The following is an 18,642-nucleotide window of genomic DNA, read 5'->3' as shown; positions in this document are numbered from 1 at the left end:
TTGTCGCTACCTGCGGGGCTGGGCGTCCAGCACCTGCTGGAGCGCCTCGAACTCCTCGACACACTTACCGGATCCCAGTGCCACCGAGTCCAGCGGGTCCTCGGCGATGTGGATCGGCATGCCGGTCTCACGGCGCAGTCGCTCGTCCAGTCCGCGCAGCAGCGCGCCGCCGCCGGTGAGGACGATGCCGCGGTCCATGACGTCGCCGGAGAGCTCCGGCGGGCACTTGTCGAGCGTGGTCTTCACCGCGTCGACGATCGCGTTGACCGGTTCCTCGATGGCCTTGCGGACCTCCGCGGCGGAGACGACGACCGTCTTGGGCAGTCCGGAGACCAGGTCGCGGCCGCGGATCTCGGTGTGCTCGTCCTTGTCCATGTCGTACGCCGAGCCGATCGTGATCTTGATCTGTTCGGCGGTGCGCTCACCGAGGAGGAGCGAGTACTCCTTCTTGATGTGCTGGATGATCGCGTTGTCCAGCTCGTCACCGGCGACCCGGATCGACTGGGCAGTGACGATTCCGCCGAGCGAGATCACGGCGACCTCGGTGGTGCCGCCACCGATGTCGACCACCATGTTGCCGGTGGCCTCATGGACCGGCAGCCCGGAACCGATGGCCGCGGCCATGGGCTCCTCGATGATGTGCACCTGCCGCGCGCCGGCCTGCGTCGACGCCTCGATGACGGCGCGTCGCTCGACCCCGGTGATGCCCGAGGGCACGCAGACGACGACCCGCGGGCGGGCCAGGTAGCGGCGCTTGTGGATCTTCAGGATGAAGTAGCGGAGCATCCGCTCCGTGATCTCGAAGTCGGCGATCACGCCGTCCTTCAATGGCCGTACGGCAACGATGTTGCCCGGTGTACGCCCGATCATCTTCTTGGCCTCGGAACCGACCGCCAGGATGCCGCCGGTGTTGGTGTTGATGGCCACGACGGACGGCTCGTTCAGAACGATGCCGCGCCCCCTGACGTACACCAGCGTGTTGGCAGTCCCTAGGTCGATAGCCATGTCACGGCCGATGAACGACATTGAGTTCCCCTTGTTCCCCATGAGGATGCGTCGGGCCTTCCCAAGAAGCGGTTATGGCTTGTTTTGGTAGGCGAGGTGAGCGCTGCGGGCGTGGAAGATTCCATCGTAGTGCCGTATTCACGGACACCGCGCGAGGGTCCTTCGCCATTGTGGGCGGAACGGGTGGCCGTTCCACTCATGGTGACGTTACGTCGGAGGGATGCGTTCCCGCGATCGGGGACCCTATGCCGAAGGGCGACCGAATTACTTCGGTCGCCCCGGGGCATGAGCGCTGTTTGGCTGATCCGAGGTCAGGAAAGCCCCGGAAAGAACAGCTTCAGTTCCCGCTCTGCGGACTCCTCGGAGTCCGAGGCGTGGATGAGGTTCTCGCGGGTGATCGTGCCGAAGTCGCCACGGATGGAGCCGGGCGCGGCAGCGATCGGGTCGGTCGGGCCGGCCAGGGCACGGACGCCCTCGATGACCCGCTCGCCCTCGGCGACCAGGACGACGACGGGGCCGGACTGCATGAACTCGACGAGCGGCTCGTAGAACGGGCGTCCGACGTGCTCGGCGTAGTGCTGCTCCAGGGTCGCCCGGTCGAGCGTGCGCAGCTCCAGCGCGGTGACCTGCCAGCCGGCCTTGCGCTCGATCCGGCCGACGATCTCGCCGATCAGCCCACGCCTGACGGCGTCGGGCTTGAGAAGGACGAGGGTGCGCTGAGTCATGTGCGGCTCCTTGAGGGCATGCGGGTGCGGTGAGGCGAGGTTACAGGGGTACGGAGACGGGCCGGCGGCCGGGTTTGCCCGCCGTGCCCGGCTTCAGGTTTCAGCCGCCGGCCGGGGCTTCGGTCGCCGCCTGCGCCGCCCAGCGCGCCTTCGCCTCGTCGATCTTGCGACCGTAGTGCACCGAGGCCCACCACAGTCCGCCGAAGACCAGCCCCAGGATGAACATCATCGGGACGACGAATCCACTGGCGACCAGTGCGACCTGCAGCGCCCAGCCGAGCGCTGTGCCGCCGGGGCGGGTGAGCATCCCGCAGAGCAGGACGGAGAGCAGCATGCCGATGCCGCAGACCGTCCAGACCGTGGTGTTCGACAGGTCGTCGGACTTCATCGCGACGAGTCCGGCGAAACCGATCACGAAGAATTCGCCGATCAACGTCGACGCGCAGAGCGTACGCACAGGGGTCAGTGCCTTCCCAGAAGCAGCCGGGCCTCGCCGACCGTGATCACGGAGCCGGTCACCAGGACGCCGGCGCCCGCGTACTCGTCCTCCTCCTCGGCGAGGGTGATCGCCGCCTCCAGCGCGTCATCGAGGCGCGGCTCGACCTGGACGCGGTCGCCGCCGAAGACCTCGACCGCGACGGCGGCCAGTTCGTCGGCGCCCATCGCGCGGCCGCTGGAGTTCTGGGTGACGACGACCTCGGCGAAGATCGGCTCGAAGGCTTCGAGAAGCCCCCGGACGTCCTTGTCGCCGCTCGCGCCGACCACGCCGATCAGCCGGGAGAAGCCGAACGCCTCGGACAGCCCGTCGGCGGTGGCGCGGGCGCCCGCCGGGTTGTGGGCCGCGTCCAGGACGACGGTCGGGCTGCTCCGGACGACTTCGAGGCGGCCCGGCGAGCGGACCGAGGCGAAGGCCCGGCGGATCGTGTCGATGTCGAGCGAGCCGGACTGCTCGGCGCCGATACCGAAGAACGCCTCGACTGCGGCGAGCGCCACCGCCGCGTTGTGCGCCTGGTGGGCGCCGTACAGCGGGAGGAAGACCTCCTCGTACTCGCCGCCGAGGCCGCGCAGTGTCAGAAGCTGGCCGCCGACCGCGATCTCGCGGGAGACGACGCCGAACTCCATGCCCTCGCGGGCGACCGTGGCGTCGACCTCGACGGCCTTCTTCAGCATGACCTGCGCGGCGTCGACCGGCTGCTGGGCCAGGATGACGGTGGCGTCCTGCTTGATGATCCCGGACTTCTCGGCGGCGATCTCGGCGGGTGTGGAGCCGAGCCGGTCGGTGTGGTCCAGCGAGATGGGGGTGACGACGGCGACAGAGGAGTCGATCACGTTCGTCGCGTCCCAGCTGCCGCCCATGCCGACCTCGACGACCGCGACGTCGACGGGCGCGTCGGCGAAGGCCGCGTACGCCATGCCGGTCAGCACCTCGAAGAAGGAGAGCCGGTAGGGCTGCTGGGCATCGACCATCTCGACGTACGGCTTGATGTCGTTGTACGTCTCGATGAACCGCTCGGGGTCCATCGGCGAACCGTCCAGGGTGATCCGCTCGGTGATCGACTGGACGTGCGGCGAGGTGTAGCGGCCGGTGCGCAGCTCGAAGGCGCCGAGCAGGGCCTCGATCATGCGGGCGGTACTGGTCTTGCCGTTGGTGCCGGTGATGTGGATCGACGGGTACGCGTGCTGCGGCTCGCCGAGCACGTCCATCAGCGCGGCGATCCGCGACACGGACGGTTCGAGCTTTGTCTCGCCCCAGCGGCCGGCGAGCTCCTGCTCCACCGCGCGCAGTGCCTTGTCCACCTCCGGGTCGGCGGGTCGGGCGGGGATCTCGTCACCCGGGACCGGTCCCGAGGCCGTGCGCAGGGTGCGGCTGCCGGCCTCGATCACCGCCAGGTCGGGGTCGCGTTGGGTCGCTTCGTCGACGATCTCCGCGAAGGTGTCGTCGGACTCGGACGCGTCGTGCCGGTCTGAAGGGCGGGGCTCACTCACGGGTCCCAGTCTACGGATCGGGACAGACATCCGGCGCGGGGCCCGGCAACGGTCACGAATCGCCCGCCCGGGCCACTGTCGGCACAACGCGCCCAGGGGGCACATGGTGCTCCATGTCCCCCTGCCCTCCGAGTCCGACCGCGGCTCCGGAGCGGCGCGCGCCCCGGAGGCCGGGCGGACGACTGCCCGGCACCGGACACGCCGTACGGGCTGTACGAGCCGCTGCTGCGGGTCCGGCTGCGGCGCCGGCCGCCGGAGCGGGGACGGCGAAGCCCCCGTGTGCCTGGTCGGTCAGGGACACGGGGGCTTCGCGCTCAGATCATCAGTTCTGCGGCAGGTTCGCCAGCTGAGCGGTGATCCGCGTGATGTCCGCGTCGGCCTTGGCGAGCCGGGTACGGATCTTGTCGACCACGTTGTCCGGTGCCTTGGCCAGGAACGCCTCGTTGCCGAGCTTGGCGTTGGCCTGGGCCTTCTCCTTCTCGGCGGCGCCCAGGTCCTTCGTCAGGCGCTTGCGCTCGGCCTCCACGTCGATGGTGCCGGACAGGTCGAGGGCGACGGTGGCACCCGCGACCGGCAGCGACGCGGTGGCGTGGAAGCCGTCACCGGCGGGCTGCAGGCGCAGCAGCTGGCGGATGGCCGCCTCGTGCGGGGCGAGCGCCGTACCGGTCAGGGTGAGCTCGGCCGGGACCTTCTGGCCGGGCTGGAGGCCCTGGTCGGAGCGGAACCGGCGGACCTCGGTGACGACCTGCTGGACGAGCTCGATCTCCTGCTCGGCGGCCGCGTCGCGGAAACCGGAGTCCTTCGGCCAGTCGGCGATGACGACGGACTCACGGCCGGTCAGCGTGGTCCAGAGCGTCTCGGTGACGAACGGGACGACCGGGTGCAGGAGCCGCAGCATCACGTCGAGGACCTCGCCGAGGACCCGGCCGGAGACCTTCGCCTGCTCGCCGCCCGCGAAGAACGTGGTCTTCGACAGCTCGACGTACCAGTCGAAGACCTCGTCCCACGCGAAGTGGAAGAGGGCCTCGCTGAGCTTGGAGAACTGGAAGTCGTCGTAGAACGCGTCGACTTCGGCGACGGTCTTGTTGAGCTTCGACAGGATCCAGCGGTCCGTCGCGGACATCTGCGACGGGTCGGGAAGCTCGCCCTCGATCGTGGCGCCGTTCATCAGCGCGAAGCGCGTGGCATTCCAGATCTTGTTGGCGAAGTTGCGGGAGCCCTGGACCCAGTCCTCGCCGATCGGGACGTCGACGCCCGGGTTGGCACCGCGCGCCAGGGTGAACCGCAGGGCGTCCGAGCCGTACTTGTCCATCCAGTCCAGCGGGTTGACCGCATTGCCGAAGGACTTCGACATCTTCTTGCCGAACTGGTCGCGGACCATGCCGTGCAGAGCGATGGTGTGGAAAGGCGGGGTGCCGTCCATCGCGTACAGGCCGAACATCATCATCCGGGCGACCCAGAAGAAGAGGATGTCGTAGCCGGTGACCAGGACGGAGTTCGGGTAGAACTTCGCCAGGCTCTCGGTCTGCTCCGGCCAGCCGAGCGTCGAGAACGGCCACAGGCCGGAGGAGAACCAGGTGTCGAGGACATCGGTCTCCTGCGTCCAGCCCTCGCCGCTCGGCGGCTGCTCGTCGGGGCCGACGCAGACGATCTCCCCGTCCGGGCCGTACCAGACGGGGATGCGGTGGCCCCACCACAGCTGACGCGAGATGCACCAGTCATGGAGGTTGTCGACCCAGTCGAAGTACCGCTTCTCCATCTCCTGCGGGTGGATCTTGACCTGGCCGTCGCGGACCGCGTCGCCCGCCGCCTTGGCCAGCGGGCCGACCTTGACCCACCACTGCATGGACAGCCGCGGCTCGATCGTCGTCTTGCAGCGCGAGCAGTGGCCGACGGAGTGGACGTACGGGCGCTTCTCGGCGACGATCCGGCCGTCGGCGCGCAGAGCGCCGACGATGGCGCTGCGCGCCTCCAGCCGGTCCAGGCCCTGGAAGGGACCGTGTGCCGTGATGATCGCGTGCTCGTCCATGACGGCGAGGCTCGGCAGGCCGTGCCGCTGGCCGATCTCGAAGTCGTTCGGGTCGTGCGCGGGCGTGACCTTGACGGCGCCCGTGCCGAACTCGGGGTCGACGTGCTCGTCGGCGACGACCGGGATACGGCGGCCGGTGAGCGGCAGCTCGATCTCCTTGCCGACCAGGTGCCTGTAGCGGTCGTCCTCCGGGTGGACGGCGACGGCCGTGTCGCCCAGCATCGTCTCGGCACGCGTCGTCGCGACGACGATGGAGTCCTCGCCCTCGCCGTACCGGATGGAGACGAGCTCGCCGTCGTCGTCCTGGTACTCGACCTCGATGTCCGAGATGGCCGTGAGGCAGCGCGGACACCAGTTGATGATGCGCTCGGCCCGGTAGATCAGCTCGTCGTCGTAGAGCTTCTTGAAGATGGTCTGGACGGCCTGGGACAGACCCTCGTCCATGGTGAAGCGCTCACGCGACCAGGCGACACCGTCACCCAGGCGCTTCATCTGCCCGGAGATCTGTCCGCCGGACTCGCCCTTCCACTGCCAGACACGGTCGATGAAGGCCTCGCGCCCCAGGTCGTGGCGGGACTTGCCCTCCTTGGCGAGCTCACGCTCGACGACGTTCTGCGTGGCGATACCGGCGTGGTCCATACCGGGCTGCCACAGCGTCTCGTAGCCCTGCATCCGCTTGCGGCGGGTGAGGGCGTCGATCAGCGTGTGCTCGAAGGCGTGCCCCAGGTGGAGGCTGCCCGTGACGTTCGGCGGCGGGATGACAACGGTGAACGGAGGCTTGTCGCTTGTCGCGTCGGCCTCGAAGTAACCACGTTCTACCCAGCGCTCATACAGCTTCCCCTCTACCTCGGCCGGTGCGTACTGGGTCGGCAGTTCGGGGTTGCTGGCTGGCGTCTGCTGAGTGTTCTCGGTCACGGGGGACAGTTTAGGGCCGTCACAGTCGTGCACTGAAACCGGTTTGTTCAGTAACGGTGTGACGCCCTGTGCTCCATGCGGGTGGACCTTCCGTCAGGATGTTCGGAACGCATAAGCATGACGAACAGGGGACACCGCAGATGAGCTACAACCAGCCGGGCCCGTACGGCGGGCAGCCTCCGCAGGGCCAGCCCGGACCGTACGGCGGCCAGCCGCCGCAGGGTCAGCCCGGCCCGTACGGCCAGCAGCCCGGCCCGTACGGCCAGCAGCCGGGTCCGTACGGCGGCCAGCCGCCGCAGGGCGGCCAGCCGGGTTACGGGTATCCGCAGCAGGCCCCCCAGGGTGTTCCGCAGCAGCCCCAGCCGGGCTACGGCTACCCGCAGGCCCAGCAGCCGGGCCCGTACGGCCAGCAGCCCCAGGCCCCGTACGGCCAGGCCCCCTACGGCGGCCAGGTCCCGATGCCGCCGGCCGCGCCGAAGAAGAAGACCGGCCTGATCATCGGCGTCGTCGTGGTCGCGCTGGCGGTCATCGCGGGCGGGGCGTACTTCCTGACGTCGGACGGGGGCAGCAGCACGTCGGTCGCGGACGACGGCAAGACGTACAAGCTGACGACGCCGGCGACGGTGCTCGGGGGCACGTACAAGAAGGCGCCGAACAGCACCGAAGACAAGATGACGGACGACGACCTCAAGGAGTTCGAGCAGTACGGGGTGGCCAACCCCAAGAGTGCTGCGGGCAGTTACGCCTCCGGGGACGCGGCCGCCCAGAAACTGCTGTCGTTCAGCGGCGTGTACGGCGAGATCGAGGATCCCGCCGCTGTCGTCGACGCCATGTTCGGCAAGATGAAGACCGAAGCCGCCAAGGACAAGAAGTCCAGCGGCGAACTGGTGGGCAGCCCGAAGACCTACACCCCGGCCGGGTTCGAGAACGGCATCCTGAAGTGCCAGGAAACCAAGATCTCGGGCGAGAGCGGATCGGCCAAGCCGACGTCCATGCCCATCTGCATCTGGGGCGACCACAGCACCGTCGCCGTGGTCATCGACATGGACATGGCCGCAATGATGACCGGTAAGAGCATGTCGGTGGAGAGCGCCGCCGACAACGCGGCCAAGCTCCGCAACGACGTCCGCGTCGAGGTCAAGTAACACTTCGCACGGCACTGAAAAGGGGCGCCCGGCCAGTCACCTGGCCGGGCGCCCCTTCACGTAAGCATCGCTGCCGCTACGCGGACTTCTCGTGGCGGCCGCCGTCGTTCTTGCCGATCGTGCGCGGCTCGCGCGGGACCAGCGTCGGGTTGACGTTGTTGCGGACCACGTCCGCCGTGATGACGACGCGGGCGACGTCCTTGCGGGACGGCACCTCGTACATCACGGACTGGAGGACCTCTTCCATGATGGCGCGCAGACCACGCGCGCCGGTGCCGCGCAGGATCGCCTGGTCGGCGATGGCCTCCAGCGCCGGACGGTCGAAGTCCAGCTCCACACCATCGAGTTCGAAGAGGCGCTGGTACTGCTTCACCAGCGCGTTGCGCGGCTCGACGAGGATCTGCAGCAGCGCCTCGCGGTCCAGGTTGTGCACCGAGGTCAGCACGGGGAGGCGGCCGATGAACTCGGGGATCATCCCGAACTTCACCAGGTCCTCCGGCATGACCTCCTGGAACTGGTCGCTTGCCTCGATCTCGCGCTTGGAACGGATCGTTGCACCGAAGCCGATGCCCTTGGCGCCCGCCCGCGATTCGATGATCCGCTCCAGACCGGCGAAGGCACCGCCCACGATGAACAGCACGTTCGTCGTGTCGATCTGGATGAACTCCTGGTGCGGGTGCTTCCTGCCGCCCTGCGGCGGTACGGAGGCGGTGGTGCCCTCCAGGATCTTCAGCAGGGCCTGCTGGACGCCCTCGCCGGAGACATCACGGGTGATCGACGGGTTCTCGCTCTTGCGGGCGACCTTGTCGATCTCGTCGATGTAGATGATCCCGGTCTCGGCCTTCTTGACGTCGTAGTCCGCGGCCTGGATCAGCTTCAGCAGAATGTTCTCGACGTCCTCGCCGACATAGCCGGCCTCCGTCAGCGCCGTCGCGTCGGCGATGGCGAACGGAACGTTGAGCATGCGGGCCAGCGTCTGCGCGAGGAGCGTCTTGCCGGAGCCCGTGGGGCCCAGCAGCAGGATGTTGGACTTGGCCAGCTCGATGGCGTCGTCGCGGCCCTGCGCGCCGCCGTTCTCGCCCGCCTGGACCCGCTTGTAGTGGTTGTACACAGCGACCGAGAGGGCCTTCTTCGCGGGCTCCTGCCCGACGACGTACCCCTCGAGGAACTCGTAGATCTCGCGCGGCTTGGGGAGTTCCTCCCACCGCACCTCGGAGGTCTCCGCGAGCTCCTCCTCGATGATCTCGTTGCAGAGATCGATGCACTCGTCGCAGATGTACACACCGGGTCCCGCAATGAGCTTCTTCACCTGCTTCTGGCTCTTTCCGCAGAACGAGCACTTGAGCAGGTCGCCGCCATCACCGATGCGTGCCACGAGGTGCTTCCCCTTCGCCTGGGAGCAGCTTGGTGCAGCGGCTCCTGGTGCCTCTATCCGACGGTACCTTGCCTGGCCCCCCGTTCGGGCCCCCCTTGGCACGGTTCACACGGCCACGACCGTGTGAAACCACCGCGCCAAGGGATAAAGGCCGACGTCAGGCCATCGCTCCGGCCGCACTCTTGCGGGTGGAGACGATCTGGTCGACGAGACCGTAGGCGAGGGCGTCCTCGGCGGTCAGGATCTTGTCGCGCTCGATGTCGTCGCGGATCTTCTCCAGCGGCGTGGTGGAGTGCTTGGCCAGCATCTCCTCCAGCTGGGTGCGCATCCGCAGGATCTCGTTGGCCGCGATCTCCAGGTCGGAGAGCTGCTCACGGCCGGTCTGCGAGGACGGCTGGTGGATCAGCACACGGGCGTTGGGCAGAGCCATGCGCTTGCCGGGCGTGCCGGCGGCGAGCAGGACCGCGGCGGCGGAGGCCGCCTGGCCCATGCAGACCGTCTGGATGTCCGGCTTCACGAACTGCATCGTGTCGTAGATCGCGGTGAGCGCGGTGAACGAGCCGCCGGGGCTGTTGATGTAGATCGAGATGTCGCGGTCCGGGTCCATCGACTCCAGGCACAGCAGCTGCGCCATGACGTCGTTGGCGGACGCGTCGTCGATCTGCACGCCGAGGAAGATCACGCGCTCCTCGAAAAGCTTCGCATACGGGTCGTACTCCCGCACACCCTGCGAGGTGCGCTCCACGAAGCGCGGAACGATGTAGCGGTTGTCCACCTGCGGGCCGGTGTAGAGGCCGCTGGCGGATGCGCCGGGGAGGCCGGGGTAGTTGCTCATGTCGGTGTTCACCATCCTGGTGGCGTTCTGAGGGCTGAGGGCTGTGGGCTGGGCGGGCAGGGGGGGCTCAGGCCCCGGTGCCGCCGCCACCCGGAACGCCCGATGCGGCGGAGATGATCTCGTCGATCAGCCCGTACTCCACGGCCTCCTCCGCCGTGTACCAGCGGTCGCGGTCGCCGTCGCGGATGATCGTCTCCACGGTCTGACCGGAGTGACGGGCGGTGATCTCCGCCATCCGCTGCTTCGTACGGAGCAGGTACTGCGCCTGGATCTTGATGTCCGAGGCGGTACCGCCGATGCCGGCCGAACCCTGGTGCATGAGGATGTCGGTGTTCGGGAGCGCGAAGCGCTTGCCCGCGGTGCCACCGGTCAGCAGGAACTGGCCCATCGAGGCCGCCATGCCCATACCGATGGTGACCACGTCGTTCGGGATGTACTGCATGGTGTCGTAGACCGCCATGCCTGCCGTCACCGAGCCGCCGGGGCTGTTGATGTAGAGGTAGATGTCCTTGTCGGGTTCGGCGGCAAGGAGAAGCAGCTGCGCCGTGATCTTGTTGGCGATGTCATCGTCGACCTGCTGACCGAGGAAGATGATGCGCTCGCCGAGCAGTCGGCTGTAGACCTGGTCGCCGAGGCCACCACCGAGGGACGGCTCTCCGGCGACGTAAGGCATCAGATTCGTCACGTATCCACCTGCTCGTCTCTGACGGCTCCGGCCGTCTCAGCGTCTTCGTACCGGGCGGGCGGGGACTCCCCTGCCCTTCCTATTCATGGACCCTAACGCGCAGGTAGGACAACGCCATCCCGCTTCCGCAACTGTTCGCTGGGAGCGCAAGCTGGTCAGTGCGCACAAGGGTTCCGCGGCACCGGACGGGGAGCTCGGGGCCCGCTGCGCGGGACTCTGCCGCGAGACGACGACGGGCTCCGGACGCTCAGCGTCCGGAGCCCGTCGCACGGGTTCAGCGCGAGGCTCAGGCCTCGTTCTTCTCCTCGGCAGCGGCCTCGGTGGTGCCCTCGGCGGCCTCGACCGTCTCGATGGCCTCCTCGAGCTCCTCCTCGTCCTCCAGCTCGACGACCTCACCATTGGTGTCGACGACCTTGGCGGCCTCGACGACCACAGCCAGTGCCTTGCCACGGGCGACCTCGCCGACGAGCATCGGCACCTGGCCGCCCTCGACGACGGCCTGGGCGAACTGGTCGGGGCTCATGCCGGAGGAAGCAGCGCGCCGCATGAGGTGCTCGGTGAGCTCCTCCTGGTTGACGTTCAGCTTCTCCTTGTTGACGAGCTCGTCAAGGATGAACTGGGTCTTGATGCCCTTGATGGCCTGCTCGGAGGTCTCGGCGTCGAACTCCTCGACCGTCTTGCCCTGGATCTCCAGGTACTTCTCCAGGGTCAGACCCATCTGGCCGAGCTGGTGGTGCTCCAGGTTGTGCTTGCGGGTCTGGACCTCGTCCGCGAGCAGCTTCTCGGGGATCGGGACCTCGGCGAGCTTCAGGAGCTCCTCGAGGACGCGCTCCTGGGCCTGGGTGGCCTGGTCGTACTGCTTGGTGTTCTCCAGGCGCGTACGGCTGTCCGCCTTGAGCTCGTCGAGCGTGTCGAACTCGCTCGCCATCTGGGCGAACTCGTCGTCCAGCTCCGGGAGCTCACGGGCGGCGACCGCGGTGACCTTGACGGTGACCTCGGCCTCCTTGCCCTCGGCCGAGCCGCCCTTCAGCTCGGAGGTGAAGGTGGCCTCGCCACCCGCCTCCAGGCCGGTGACAGCAGCGTCGATGCCGTCGAGGAGCTCACCGGAACCGATGGTGTACGAGACACCCTCGGCCACGCCGTCCTCCAGGACCTCGCCGTCGACCTTGGCCTGCAGGTCGATCGTGACGACGTCGCCCTCGGCGGCGGCGCGCTCGACCGGGTTGGTGGAAGCGAAGCGCTCGCGGAGCTGCTCGACGGCCTTCTCGACCTCTTCGTCGGTGACCTCGAGGGCGTCCACGGTGACCTCGATGCCGGAGTAGTCCGGGATCTCGATCGCGGGGCGCACGTCGACCTCGGCGGTGAAGGCCAGCAGCTCGCCGTCCTTCAGCTCGGTGATGTCGACCTCGGGCTGGCCCAGGACGTTGAGCTCACCCTCGTTGACAGCCTCGGTGTAGAACTTCGGGAGGGCGTCGTTGACGGCCTCCTCCAGCACAGCACCACGGCCGAACCGCTGGTCGATGACCCGATTGGGGATCTTGCCCTTACGGAAGCCCTTCACCGTGACCTGCTGGTTGATCTTCTTGTACGCCGCGTCGAGGCTGTCCTTGAGCTCCTCGAAGGGCACCTCGATGCTGAGCCGAACCCGAGTCGGGTTCAGGGTCTCCACGGCGCTCTTCACGGTTCGGTCTCCTTGGTGGCTGACTTCTTGGGGTTCTGCTCGGCCACCGGACAGCGGCTCCGCGGATCGAGCCCGGTACATCAGACACACGGGCACGCATTTTGCATAGTAACGGCAAGGGGGATGACTCCCACAATGCGATCTTGCTGGTGGTCGGGGTGGCCGGATTCGAACCGACGACCTTCCGCTCCCAAAGCGGACGCGCTACCAAGCTGCGCCACACCCCGTCGGTGCGACACGTAGGGTACATGCCGACAGGCGGTGCACAGGCCGCTTTTCGGGAGCGGCGCGGATCGCGGCACCCGGTGCCGCAACCATGTGTGCGCAGACCGTCCGCGACCCGCTACGATGCTCTTCGTGCCGCGGTCCTCGTGACCTGCGGTGCGGCGTTCGCGGGCGTAGCTCAATGGTAGAGCCCTAGTCTTCCAAACTAGCTACGCGGGTTCGATTCCCGTCGCCCGCTCCATGCCACTCAGGGCCAGGCCGGAGAACATTCTCCGACCTGGCCCTGATGCGTTCGGGGACCCGCCCCTACGGGGCCGGCCGACGGCGCGTCAGAAGGAGATGTTGCTGATCGTCTCCGCTATCGAGTTCATGAACCTGTTGATCGACGGCGCCATGCCGGTCGATGCCAGGAAGAAGCCGAAGAGCACCGCGACGACCGCGGGTCCGGCCTTGATGGAGCCGCTGCGGATCAGGACCACCAGGATGATCGCCAACATCAGCACCACAGACAGTGAAATGGCCACGACTGATCACACCCTTGGTCGGTCCGCCTTGCCGGCCCGGAGGCGTGCATCCCGACACTCCTCCGTTACGTCCATCGTGCCACCAACTCCCCCATGGTTGCTGCCAGGTGACGCATCGGACTGTCCGGATCTCGCCATCCTCACGCCCCGCGTGCGCGAGGGGCGCACAACCCTCACGGCGCACCTGCCGGCGCTCCGCCGGAACCGTCCCGGGGCCGCACCGGGGCCGCGCCAGGCCCGGTTCAAATGGTGCATGGCTGTGATGATTTCCATATCCACACACATCATTCACATGCATTTCGCCAACCCTGATGCGATGAAATTCACTCCCCTCAATCGCCTGCCGATATGCACCGTTTAAGGCGGATCAATCAGGTCATAGCGGGCATCTTTCGGGTGGTTTCACTTTCGAATGGGCGGGAACACGCGATATCCGATGGCCGTTTTACGAATTGCATTCGAGACGTCTAAGGTGCTTTGGATGTTCCACGCTCCGAACGTATTTCAGAGGGACCCGATCTCCCCGGCGACCCGGGAGCCGGAGCCCAGACCGGACGGAGGCAGGACCACCACCGCGACAGCCCCCGCACCGGTGGCGAACAAGCCTCCTGCGGCCGAGCCCGCGAAGCGGCGTGACGCCTACTTCGACAACGTCAAATACCTGGCGATCGTGCTGGTCGCCGTGGCGCACGCATGGGAACCCGTGATGGACGGGAGCCGGACCACCCGTGCGCTGTACATGGTCGCGTACACCTTTCACATGCCGGCCTTCATCATCGTCTCCGGCTATTTCTCCCGCTCGTTCGACCTGAGCGCCAAGAAGGTGAAGCGCCTGGTCACCGGCGTCGCCGTGCCCTATGTGGTGTTCGAGACGGCGTACTCGCTCTTCAAGCGGTACGCGGACGACTCGCCGGACCATCCGATCAGCCTGCTCGACCCCTGGTATCTCACCTGGTTCCTGTGCGCGCTGTTCATCTGGCGGATCACCACGCCCCTGTGGCAGGCGCTGCGCCATCCGATGCCCGTCGCGCTCGTCATCGCCGTACTCGCCTCGTTCTCCCCCACGATCGGCGACGATCTCGACCTCCAGCGGGTCCTGCAGTTCCTTCCGTTCTTCGTGCTCGGTCTCCAACTGAAGCCCGAACACTTCCAGTTGATGCGCCGACGTGAGGTGCGACTGCTGGCGCTGCCGCTGTTCGCGGGGGCGATCGTGTTCGCGTACTGGGCGGCGCCGCGGATGCAGTTGGGCTGGTTCTACCGCAGCAACAGCGCCCCGGAGATGGGCGCTCCGTGGTGGTCGGGTGCGGTGATGACGCTGGCGATGTTCGGCTGTGCGCTGCTGCTCACCATCGGGTTCCTGGCCTGGGTGCCGCGCCGCCGCATGTGGTTCACGGTGCTGGGCTCCGGAACGATCTGCGGCTATCTGCTGCACGGGTTCCTGATCAAGGGCGTCGGCTACGCCGGGGTGTTCGACCGGTACACGTGGCTCGCCGAGCCGGCCGGCCTGGTCCTCGTCTCCCTGGCCGCGGCCGCCGCGGTGACGCTGATGTGTACGCCACCCGTACGGCGGGTGCTGCGTTTCGCGACCGAACCGGACATGCACTGGGCCTTCCGGCGGGACGCCGCCAGGCTCTGAGTGGATCAGTCGCCCGCGGTGTTGGCCGGATCCGGACGGTCGGCGGGCGGTTCGCCAGGGGTGAGCCCGAGCAGCGCGCGTACCTGCGTGTATTTCGCGGTCAGTCGGGTACGCGTCGCCGGGTCCAGTACCGCGAGGCGGTCCGGATCGGCGTTGTGCGCGAGGTCGGACTCCTTGATCAGCAGGGCGCCGGGGGTGGCGAGGATGCGCCCGGTGTACGAGGCGAGGTCCTCGCCGTCCCGTTTGGTGACGGCGAGGACCATGTCCTTGACCTGTTGCGGCAGGGCCGCGCGGGCCAGCCACTCCTCGGACAGCACCTCGTCCTCGACGGCGTCGTGCAGCCAGGCCGCCGCGATCTGTTCGTCGCTGCCGCCCCTCGCCCGTACGCCCTCCGCGACGGCGGCGAGGTGTTCGGCGTAGGGGCGTCCGGCCTTGTCCTTCTGATCCGCGTGGGCAGTGCGCGCGATCGCCTCGACTTCGGCCAGGGTCGGATTGCTGCGGGGTGCGGGCATGGGCCGACTCTACGGACGTGCGGCCGTCCGGCGCAGGGCGGCACGGGCCGGAAGCGTGACGGCGGCGAGGCCGAGAGCGACGGTCGCGGCGACGAACGACCCGTACAGCGCCGGTGGGATGTACGGGGCTTCGCCCGTCAGGCCCTTCATCATCGGGTTGAGCGTGGCCAGCGCGATCCCTGTGCCGAGTGCGATTCCGGCCACCGTGACGAGCAGCGCCTCCCAGCGGATCATGCCCATGACCTGGCGGCGGGTGGAACCGACGAGGCGGAGCATGCCGAGTTCGCGGCGACGGTCGAGGACGGTCATGACCAGCGTGTTGACGGCGGCGACTGCGGCGAATCCGCCGAGGACGGCGGCCATGGTGGTGTTGGCCCAGGCGTTGAGCTCACGGTCCTGGCTCCGCGCGGCGGCGTAGCCGGACGCGTCGGTGACGGTGCCGAGCGCGGTGAGCTTCTGCGCGGCGGCCGGGGTGGACCGTACGAGGACGTCGGAGGCGTACGGCGAGGTGACATGGGTCCGCAGGTCGGTGGCCGGCAGGGTGACGAGCGAGACACCGAGGCCGCGGCCGTAGACGGCGACGATCTGCGGGGATGCTCGCGTGCCGTCCGGCAGCCGCAGCGCGAGCCGGTCGCCGGTGGCGAGATGTGCCGATTCGGCGAGTGTGGTGTCGATGGCGACCGTGCCGGGGCGCAGTCCGGTGAGCGATCCGGTACGGACGTCGAGGTCCTGGACCTCGGTGAGGTCGCGCCCTGATCCGATGACGCCCTGGGCGGACGCGCTCTGCAGCCACCGTTCGCCGCCGCTGCCCGCGGGGACCAGGACGGAGGCGCGGAGCAGTCCGACGGCCGTGGAGACGCCGGGCGTGGCGGCGGCGCGGGCGGTCGCGTCGGAGGCGAGCCCCGCCGGCGCGGAGACGATGTGGTCGGCGATGATGCCGTCGCGCTGCTGGTGTGCGGTCACGCGTTCCTCGCTGGTGTGCATGAAGACGAGAGTCGAGGCGAAGGCCATGGCGAGCACGATCGGGGTGATCGCGGAGGCCAGCCGACGGGAGTTCGTACGGGAGTTGGCGGCGGCCAGCGAACCGGATGCCCCTGCGGCACGCAGCGGGAGACCGAGGACGGCGGCGCAGAGGCGGGCGAGCAGCGGGCCGAGCAGTCCGACCGCGAGCATGAAGAGCATGACGACACCGAGTGCGGCGTTGGCCGCGTCCTCCCCGGTCTCGGAGGCGGCGACGCCCGCGAAGACCGCACCGCCGATGAGGGCGGCGATACCGAGCGGTGTACGGATCCAGCCGAACGGGGGGCGTTCCACGGCGGACTGGGCGAGGGCGAGGCCCGGCTTGGTCTTCGAGGGCCGGCGGGCGGCGGTGTATCCGGCGCACAGCGCGGTGACCATGGTGACGGCCGTGGCGACGGTGAGCGGCAGCCAGGAGATGTGCAGGCCTACGGCGTCCGGGACGGCGCCCTTCGCCCGGAGTTGGCCGAACCACCAGTGGGCCAGGGCGATTCCGGGCAGGCAGCCGAGGGCTCCGGCGAGCGGGGCGACCAGCAGCGACTCGGTGGCGATGGTGCGGCGCAGTTGGCGCGGGGTGGCGCCGATGGCGCGCAACAGGGCGAATTCGCGGCTGCGCTGGCCGACGGAGAGGGCAACGGTGCCCGCTGCGGTGAACACGGCGACCATGGCGGCGACCCCGCCGAAGGAACCGCCGAGTCCGATGAGGAGCTCCTTGGCTCCGGCCAGCCCGGTGTCCTCTGCGGCGCCACGGTCGTCGCCGGTGTGCACCTGGGCGGCCGCGGTGCGGCCGACGGCCCGGGTGACCTGGTCGGCGAGGGTGGCGGTGGGGGTGCCGGGGGCGGCGAGCACGGCGATGGCGTCGACGCGGCCGGGGTGTCCGGAGAGGGCGACGGCCTGCTGATCGGTGAGCCAGGCAGTGCCTGCCGCGCCGTCGGTCGTGCCCGAGATGCGGAAGTCCCGTATGCCTGCCGGGGTGTCCAGGGCGATGCGGTCTCCGACGTGGCCCTCGGCGCCGATGGGAACGACGACGTCGCCGGCTTCCGGTGCGTCGCCGGTGAGCAGCCGTGTCCCGGTGAGGACGGCGGATCCCCAGCCGTGTGCGGTCAGTGGCGTGCGGTCCAGGTGTACGGGAAAGGTGACGTCCCCGATCGCGGTTGCCGCGCCCGGGACCGAGGCGGCCTTCCGTACCAGGGCTTCGGGCAGCCGTGCGGTGCCGGGGAGCGGGGCCGTCGCGTCGTATGCGTTCTCGCCACTGCCGGCCCTCAGATGCGCCTGCTGGTCCGCGGCGACCAGCACCGGCGCCTTCGCATAGCGCTCGGCGGGAACGGAGGCACGGGTTCCGGTCTCCAGGAGGATGCCGCAGGCGGAGACGATCGCCGCCGCCATCAGGAGCGCGACAAAGGTCCCCACGAACGAGGAGGGCTTGAAGCGGATGGCCGCGCGGGCGAGACCGTTCGGGAGGTGCGGAGCGAACATCAGGCTGCTGCTCCCGCGTGGGCGGGGGCCGTCAGCGCGGTCATCCGGGCGGCGATCTGCTCGGCGCGGGCACGCGGCAGGCTGTCCGCGATCGAACCGTCGGCGAGGAAGAGCACACGGTCGGCGTAGGCGGCGGCCGCGGGGTCGTGGGTGACCATCACGACGGTCGCGCCGAGGCTGTCCACCGCGTGTCGCAGCAGGACGAGGATCTCGGCCGCGGTCGTGGTGTCCAGCGCGCCGGTCGGTTCGTCGGCGAAGACCACGTCGGGGCGGGTGACCAGGGCGCGGGCGATGGCGACGCGCTGCTGCTGACCGCCGGAGAGCTGGCCGGGGCGGCGGTTCCCCTTGTCGCCGAGCCCGACCCGGCCGAGCATCTCGGCGGCTTCGCGGCGGCTGCGGGCGGAGCCGGTGCGCTGCCCGGCGAGCCTCATCGGCAGGACGACGTTCTGCTCGACGGTCAGCGACGGGAGCAGGTTGAACGCCTGGAAGACGAAGCCGAGGCGGGTACGGCGCAGCTCGGTGAGCTTGTTCTCGCTCATGCCGGTGATCTCGGTGCCGCCGAGGCGTACGGAACCCTCGGTGGGGCGGTCGAGCCCGGCCGCACACTGCAGGAAGGTCGACTTGCCGGAGCCGGAGGGGCCCATCACGGCGGTGAACGTGGCGCGCGGCAGGGCGAGGTCGATGCCACGCAGGGCGTGGACGGCGGATGCGCCGCGACCGTACTGCCGGCGGACACCGCGCAGTTCGACGGCCATGTCCGATGAGCCGTGCCCCTCGAACGTGTGCGCCGTGTGCTGCCCGTCCTGCGCGCCCTGTCCGGTGCGTCGCAGTCCCATGGTGTCCGCCTTCCGTAGCCCTTCGCGAGCGGGTG

Annotated in this window: 15 protein-coding genes and 2 tRNA genes; 3 read left to right on the top strand and 14 right to left on the bottom strand. The window is 68.8% G+C overall.

The features are described from left to right. Nucleotides 1-6 precede the first annotated feature (6 nt). From OG395_RS34160 to OG395_RS34140, 5 genes are all read right to left on the bottom strand, one after another. On the bottom strand, nt 7-1,026 hold the full coding sequence (locus tag OG395_RS34160; RefSeq protein WP_037698738.1) for a rod shape-determining protein: 1,020 nt from the start codon (nt 1,024-1,026) through the stop codon (nt 7-9). A gap of 290 nt (nt 1,027-1,316) precedes the next feature. Further along, nucleotides 1,317-1,730 (bottom strand): nucleoside-diphosphate kinase, encoded by a 414-nt coding sequence (ndk, locus tag OG395_RS34155; RefSeq protein ID WP_037698740.1) that lies wholly within the window; start codon nt 1,728-1,730, stop codon nt 1,317-1,319. A gap of 100 nt (nt 1,731-1,830) precedes the next feature. After that, nucleotides 1,831-2,187 (bottom strand): DUF4233 domain-containing protein, encoded by a 357-nt coding sequence (locus tag OG395_RS34150; RefSeq protein WP_266985688.1) that lies wholly within the window; start codon nt 2,185-2,187, stop codon nt 1,831-1,833. A 5-nt stretch (nt 2,188-2,192) separates the two neighbouring features. Then, nucleotides 2,193-3,716: a bifunctional tetrahydrofolate synthase/dihydrofolate synthase gene (folC, locus tag OG395_RS34145; RefSeq protein ID WP_327246359.1), complete on the bottom strand. Its 1,524-nt coding sequence runs from the start codon at nt 3,714-3,716 to the stop codon at nt 2,193-2,195. Between the two features lie 322 nt (nt 3,717-4,038). Next, nucleotides 4,039-6,660: a valine--tRNA ligase gene (locus tag OG395_RS34140; RefSeq protein WP_327246358.1), complete on the bottom strand. Its 2,622-nt coding sequence runs from the start codon at nt 6,658-6,660 to the stop codon at nt 4,039-4,041. A 140-nt stretch (nt 6,661-6,800) separates the two neighbouring features. On the opposite strand from OG395_RS34140, the gene OG395_RS34135 reads away from it, so the two are divergent. Beyond that, nucleotides 6,801-7,805 carry a hypothetical protein gene (locus tag OG395_RS34135; protein WP_327246357.1) on the top strand — a complete coding sequence of 335 codons (1,005 nt, stop codon included), beginning with the start codon at nt 6,801-6,803 and terminating at the stop codon, nt 7,803-7,805. 76 nt (nt 7,806-7,881) lie between these two features. On the opposite strand, the gene clpX is transcribed toward OG395_RS34135, so the two are convergent. The 5 genes from clpX to OG395_RS34110 form a co-directional block, all read right to left on the bottom strand. After that, entirely contained in the window at nt 7,882-9,180 is a 1,299-nt protein-coding gene (clpX, locus tag OG395_RS34130) for an ATP-dependent Clp protease ATP-binding subunit ClpX (RefSeq protein ID WP_030921263.1), read from the bottom strand. Between the two features lie 157 nt (nt 9,181-9,337). After that, the gene (locus tag OG395_RS34125; RefSeq protein ID WP_266985683.1) at nt 9,338-10,030 is read right to left on the bottom strand and encodes an ATP-dependent Clp protease proteolytic subunit; all 693 of its coding nucleotides are present in this window, start codon (nt 10,028-10,030) and stop codon (nt 9,338-9,340) included. Between the two features lie 52 nt (nt 10,031-10,082). Then, on the bottom strand, nt 10,083-10,688 hold the full coding sequence (locus OG395_RS34120) for an ATP-dependent Clp protease proteolytic subunit (RefSeq protein ID WP_327249541.1): 606 nt from the start codon (nt 10,686-10,688) through the stop codon (nt 10,083-10,085). Between the two features lie 298 nt (nt 10,689-10,986). After that, complete coding sequence (gene tig, locus OG395_RS34115; RefSeq protein WP_327246356.1) at nt 10,987-12,381, bottom strand: trigger factor; 1,395 nt, start codon at nt 12,379-12,381, stop codon at nt 10,987-10,989. A gap of 150 nt (nt 12,382-12,531) precedes the next feature. Further along, nucleotides 12,532-12,608, bottom strand: a tRNA-Pro gene (locus tag OG395_RS34110). Between the two features lie 165 nt (nt 12,609-12,773). On the opposite strand from OG395_RS34110, the gene OG395_RS34105 reads away from it, so the two are divergent. Continuing rightward, nucleotides 12,774-12,847 (top strand) — tRNA-Gly (locus OG395_RS34105). 88 nt (nt 12,848-12,935) lie between these two features. Here OG395_RS34105 and OG395_RS34100 read toward each other — a convergent pair. Next, nucleotides 12,936-13,130: a hypothetical protein gene (locus OG395_RS34100; RefSeq protein ID WP_037698756.1), complete on the bottom strand. Its 195-nt coding sequence runs from the start codon at nt 13,128-13,130 to the stop codon at nt 12,936-12,938. A 481-nt stretch (nt 13,131-13,611) separates the two neighbouring features. Here OG395_RS34100 and OG395_RS34095 point away from each other — a divergent pair, with 481 nt between their 5' ends. Continuing rightward, a complete protein-coding gene (locus tag OG395_RS34095) occupies nt 13,612-14,766 on the top strand; it encodes an acyltransferase family protein (RefSeq protein ID WP_327246355.1) in 1,155 nt (384 codons plus the stop codon). 5 nt (nt 14,767-14,771) lie between these two features. On the opposite strand, the gene OG395_RS34090 is transcribed toward OG395_RS34095, so the two are convergent. The 3 genes from OG395_RS34090 to OG395_RS34080 are packed head-to-tail and all read right to left on the bottom strand — an operon-like array spanning nt 14,772 to nt 18,607. Continuing rightward, nucleotides 14,772-15,278: an HD domain-containing protein gene (locus tag OG395_RS34090; RefSeq protein ID WP_327246354.1), complete on the bottom strand. Its 507-nt coding sequence runs from the start codon at nt 15,276-15,278 to the stop codon at nt 14,772-14,774. 9 nt (nt 15,279-15,287) lie between these two features. Continuing rightward, a complete protein-coding gene (locus tag OG395_RS34085; protein ID WP_327246353.1) occupies nt 15,288-17,771 on the bottom strand; it encodes an ABC transporter permease in 2,484 nt (827 codons plus the stop codon). Further along, nucleotides 17,771-18,607: an ABC transporter ATP-binding protein gene (locus OG395_RS34080; RefSeq protein WP_442818628.1), complete on the bottom strand. Its 837-nt coding sequence runs from the start codon at nt 18,605-18,607 to the stop codon at nt 17,771-17,773. Before OG395_RS34080 ends, OG395_RS34085 begins: the two co-directional genes overlap by 1 nt. Nucleotides 18,608-18,642: the final 35 nt, after the last annotated feature.

Source organism: Streptomyces sp. NBC_01320 (assembly GCF_035974375.1).
In the GTDB taxonomy this organism is placed as follows: Bacteria; Actinomycetota; Actinomycetes; order Streptomycetales; family Streptomycetaceae; genus Streptomyces; species Streptomyces yanii.
This window is presented reverse-complemented; position numbering and strand designations above follow the sequence as displayed.

What these genes read in the sequence shown, in the direction of transcription:
- ndk (WP_037698740.1), bottom strand. Translation starts at nt 1,730, where the DNA reads ATGACTCAGCGCACCCTCGTCCTTCTCAAGCCCGACGCCGTCAGGCGT.
- OG395_RS34095 (WP_327246355.1), top strand. Translation starts at nt 13,612, where the DNA reads ATGTTCCACGCTCCGAACGTATTTCAGAGGGACCCGATCTCCCCGGCG.
- OG395_RS34125 (WP_266985683.1), bottom strand. Translation starts at nt 10,030, where the DNA reads ATGGTGAACACCGACATGAGCAACTACCCCGGCCTCCCCGGCGCATCC.
- OG395_RS34085 (WP_327246353.1), bottom strand. Translation starts at nt 17,771, where the DNA reads ATGTTCGCTCCGCACCTCCCGAACGGTCTCGCCCGCGCGGCCATCCGC.
- OG395_RS34080 (WP_442818628.1), bottom strand. Translation starts at nt 18,607, where the DNA reads ATGGGACTGCGACGCACCGGACAGGGCGCGCAGGACGGGCAGCACACG.
- OG395_RS34090 (WP_327246354.1), bottom strand. Translation starts at nt 15,278, where the DNA reads ATGCCCGCACCCCGCAGCAATCCGACCCTGGCCGAAGTCGAGGCGATC.
- OG395_RS34135 (WP_327246357.1), top strand. Translation starts at nt 6,801, where the DNA reads ATGAGCTACAACCAGCCGGGCCCGTACGGCGGGCAGCCTCCGCAGGGC.
- OG395_RS34160 (WP_037698738.1), bottom strand. Translation starts at nt 1,026, where the DNA reads ATGTCGTTCATCGGCCGTGACATGGCTATCGACCTAGGGACTGCCAAC.
- OG395_RS34120 (WP_327249541.1), bottom strand. Translation starts at nt 10,688, where the DNA reads ATGCCTTACGTCGCCGGAGAGCCGTCCCTCGGTGGTGGCCTCGGCGAC.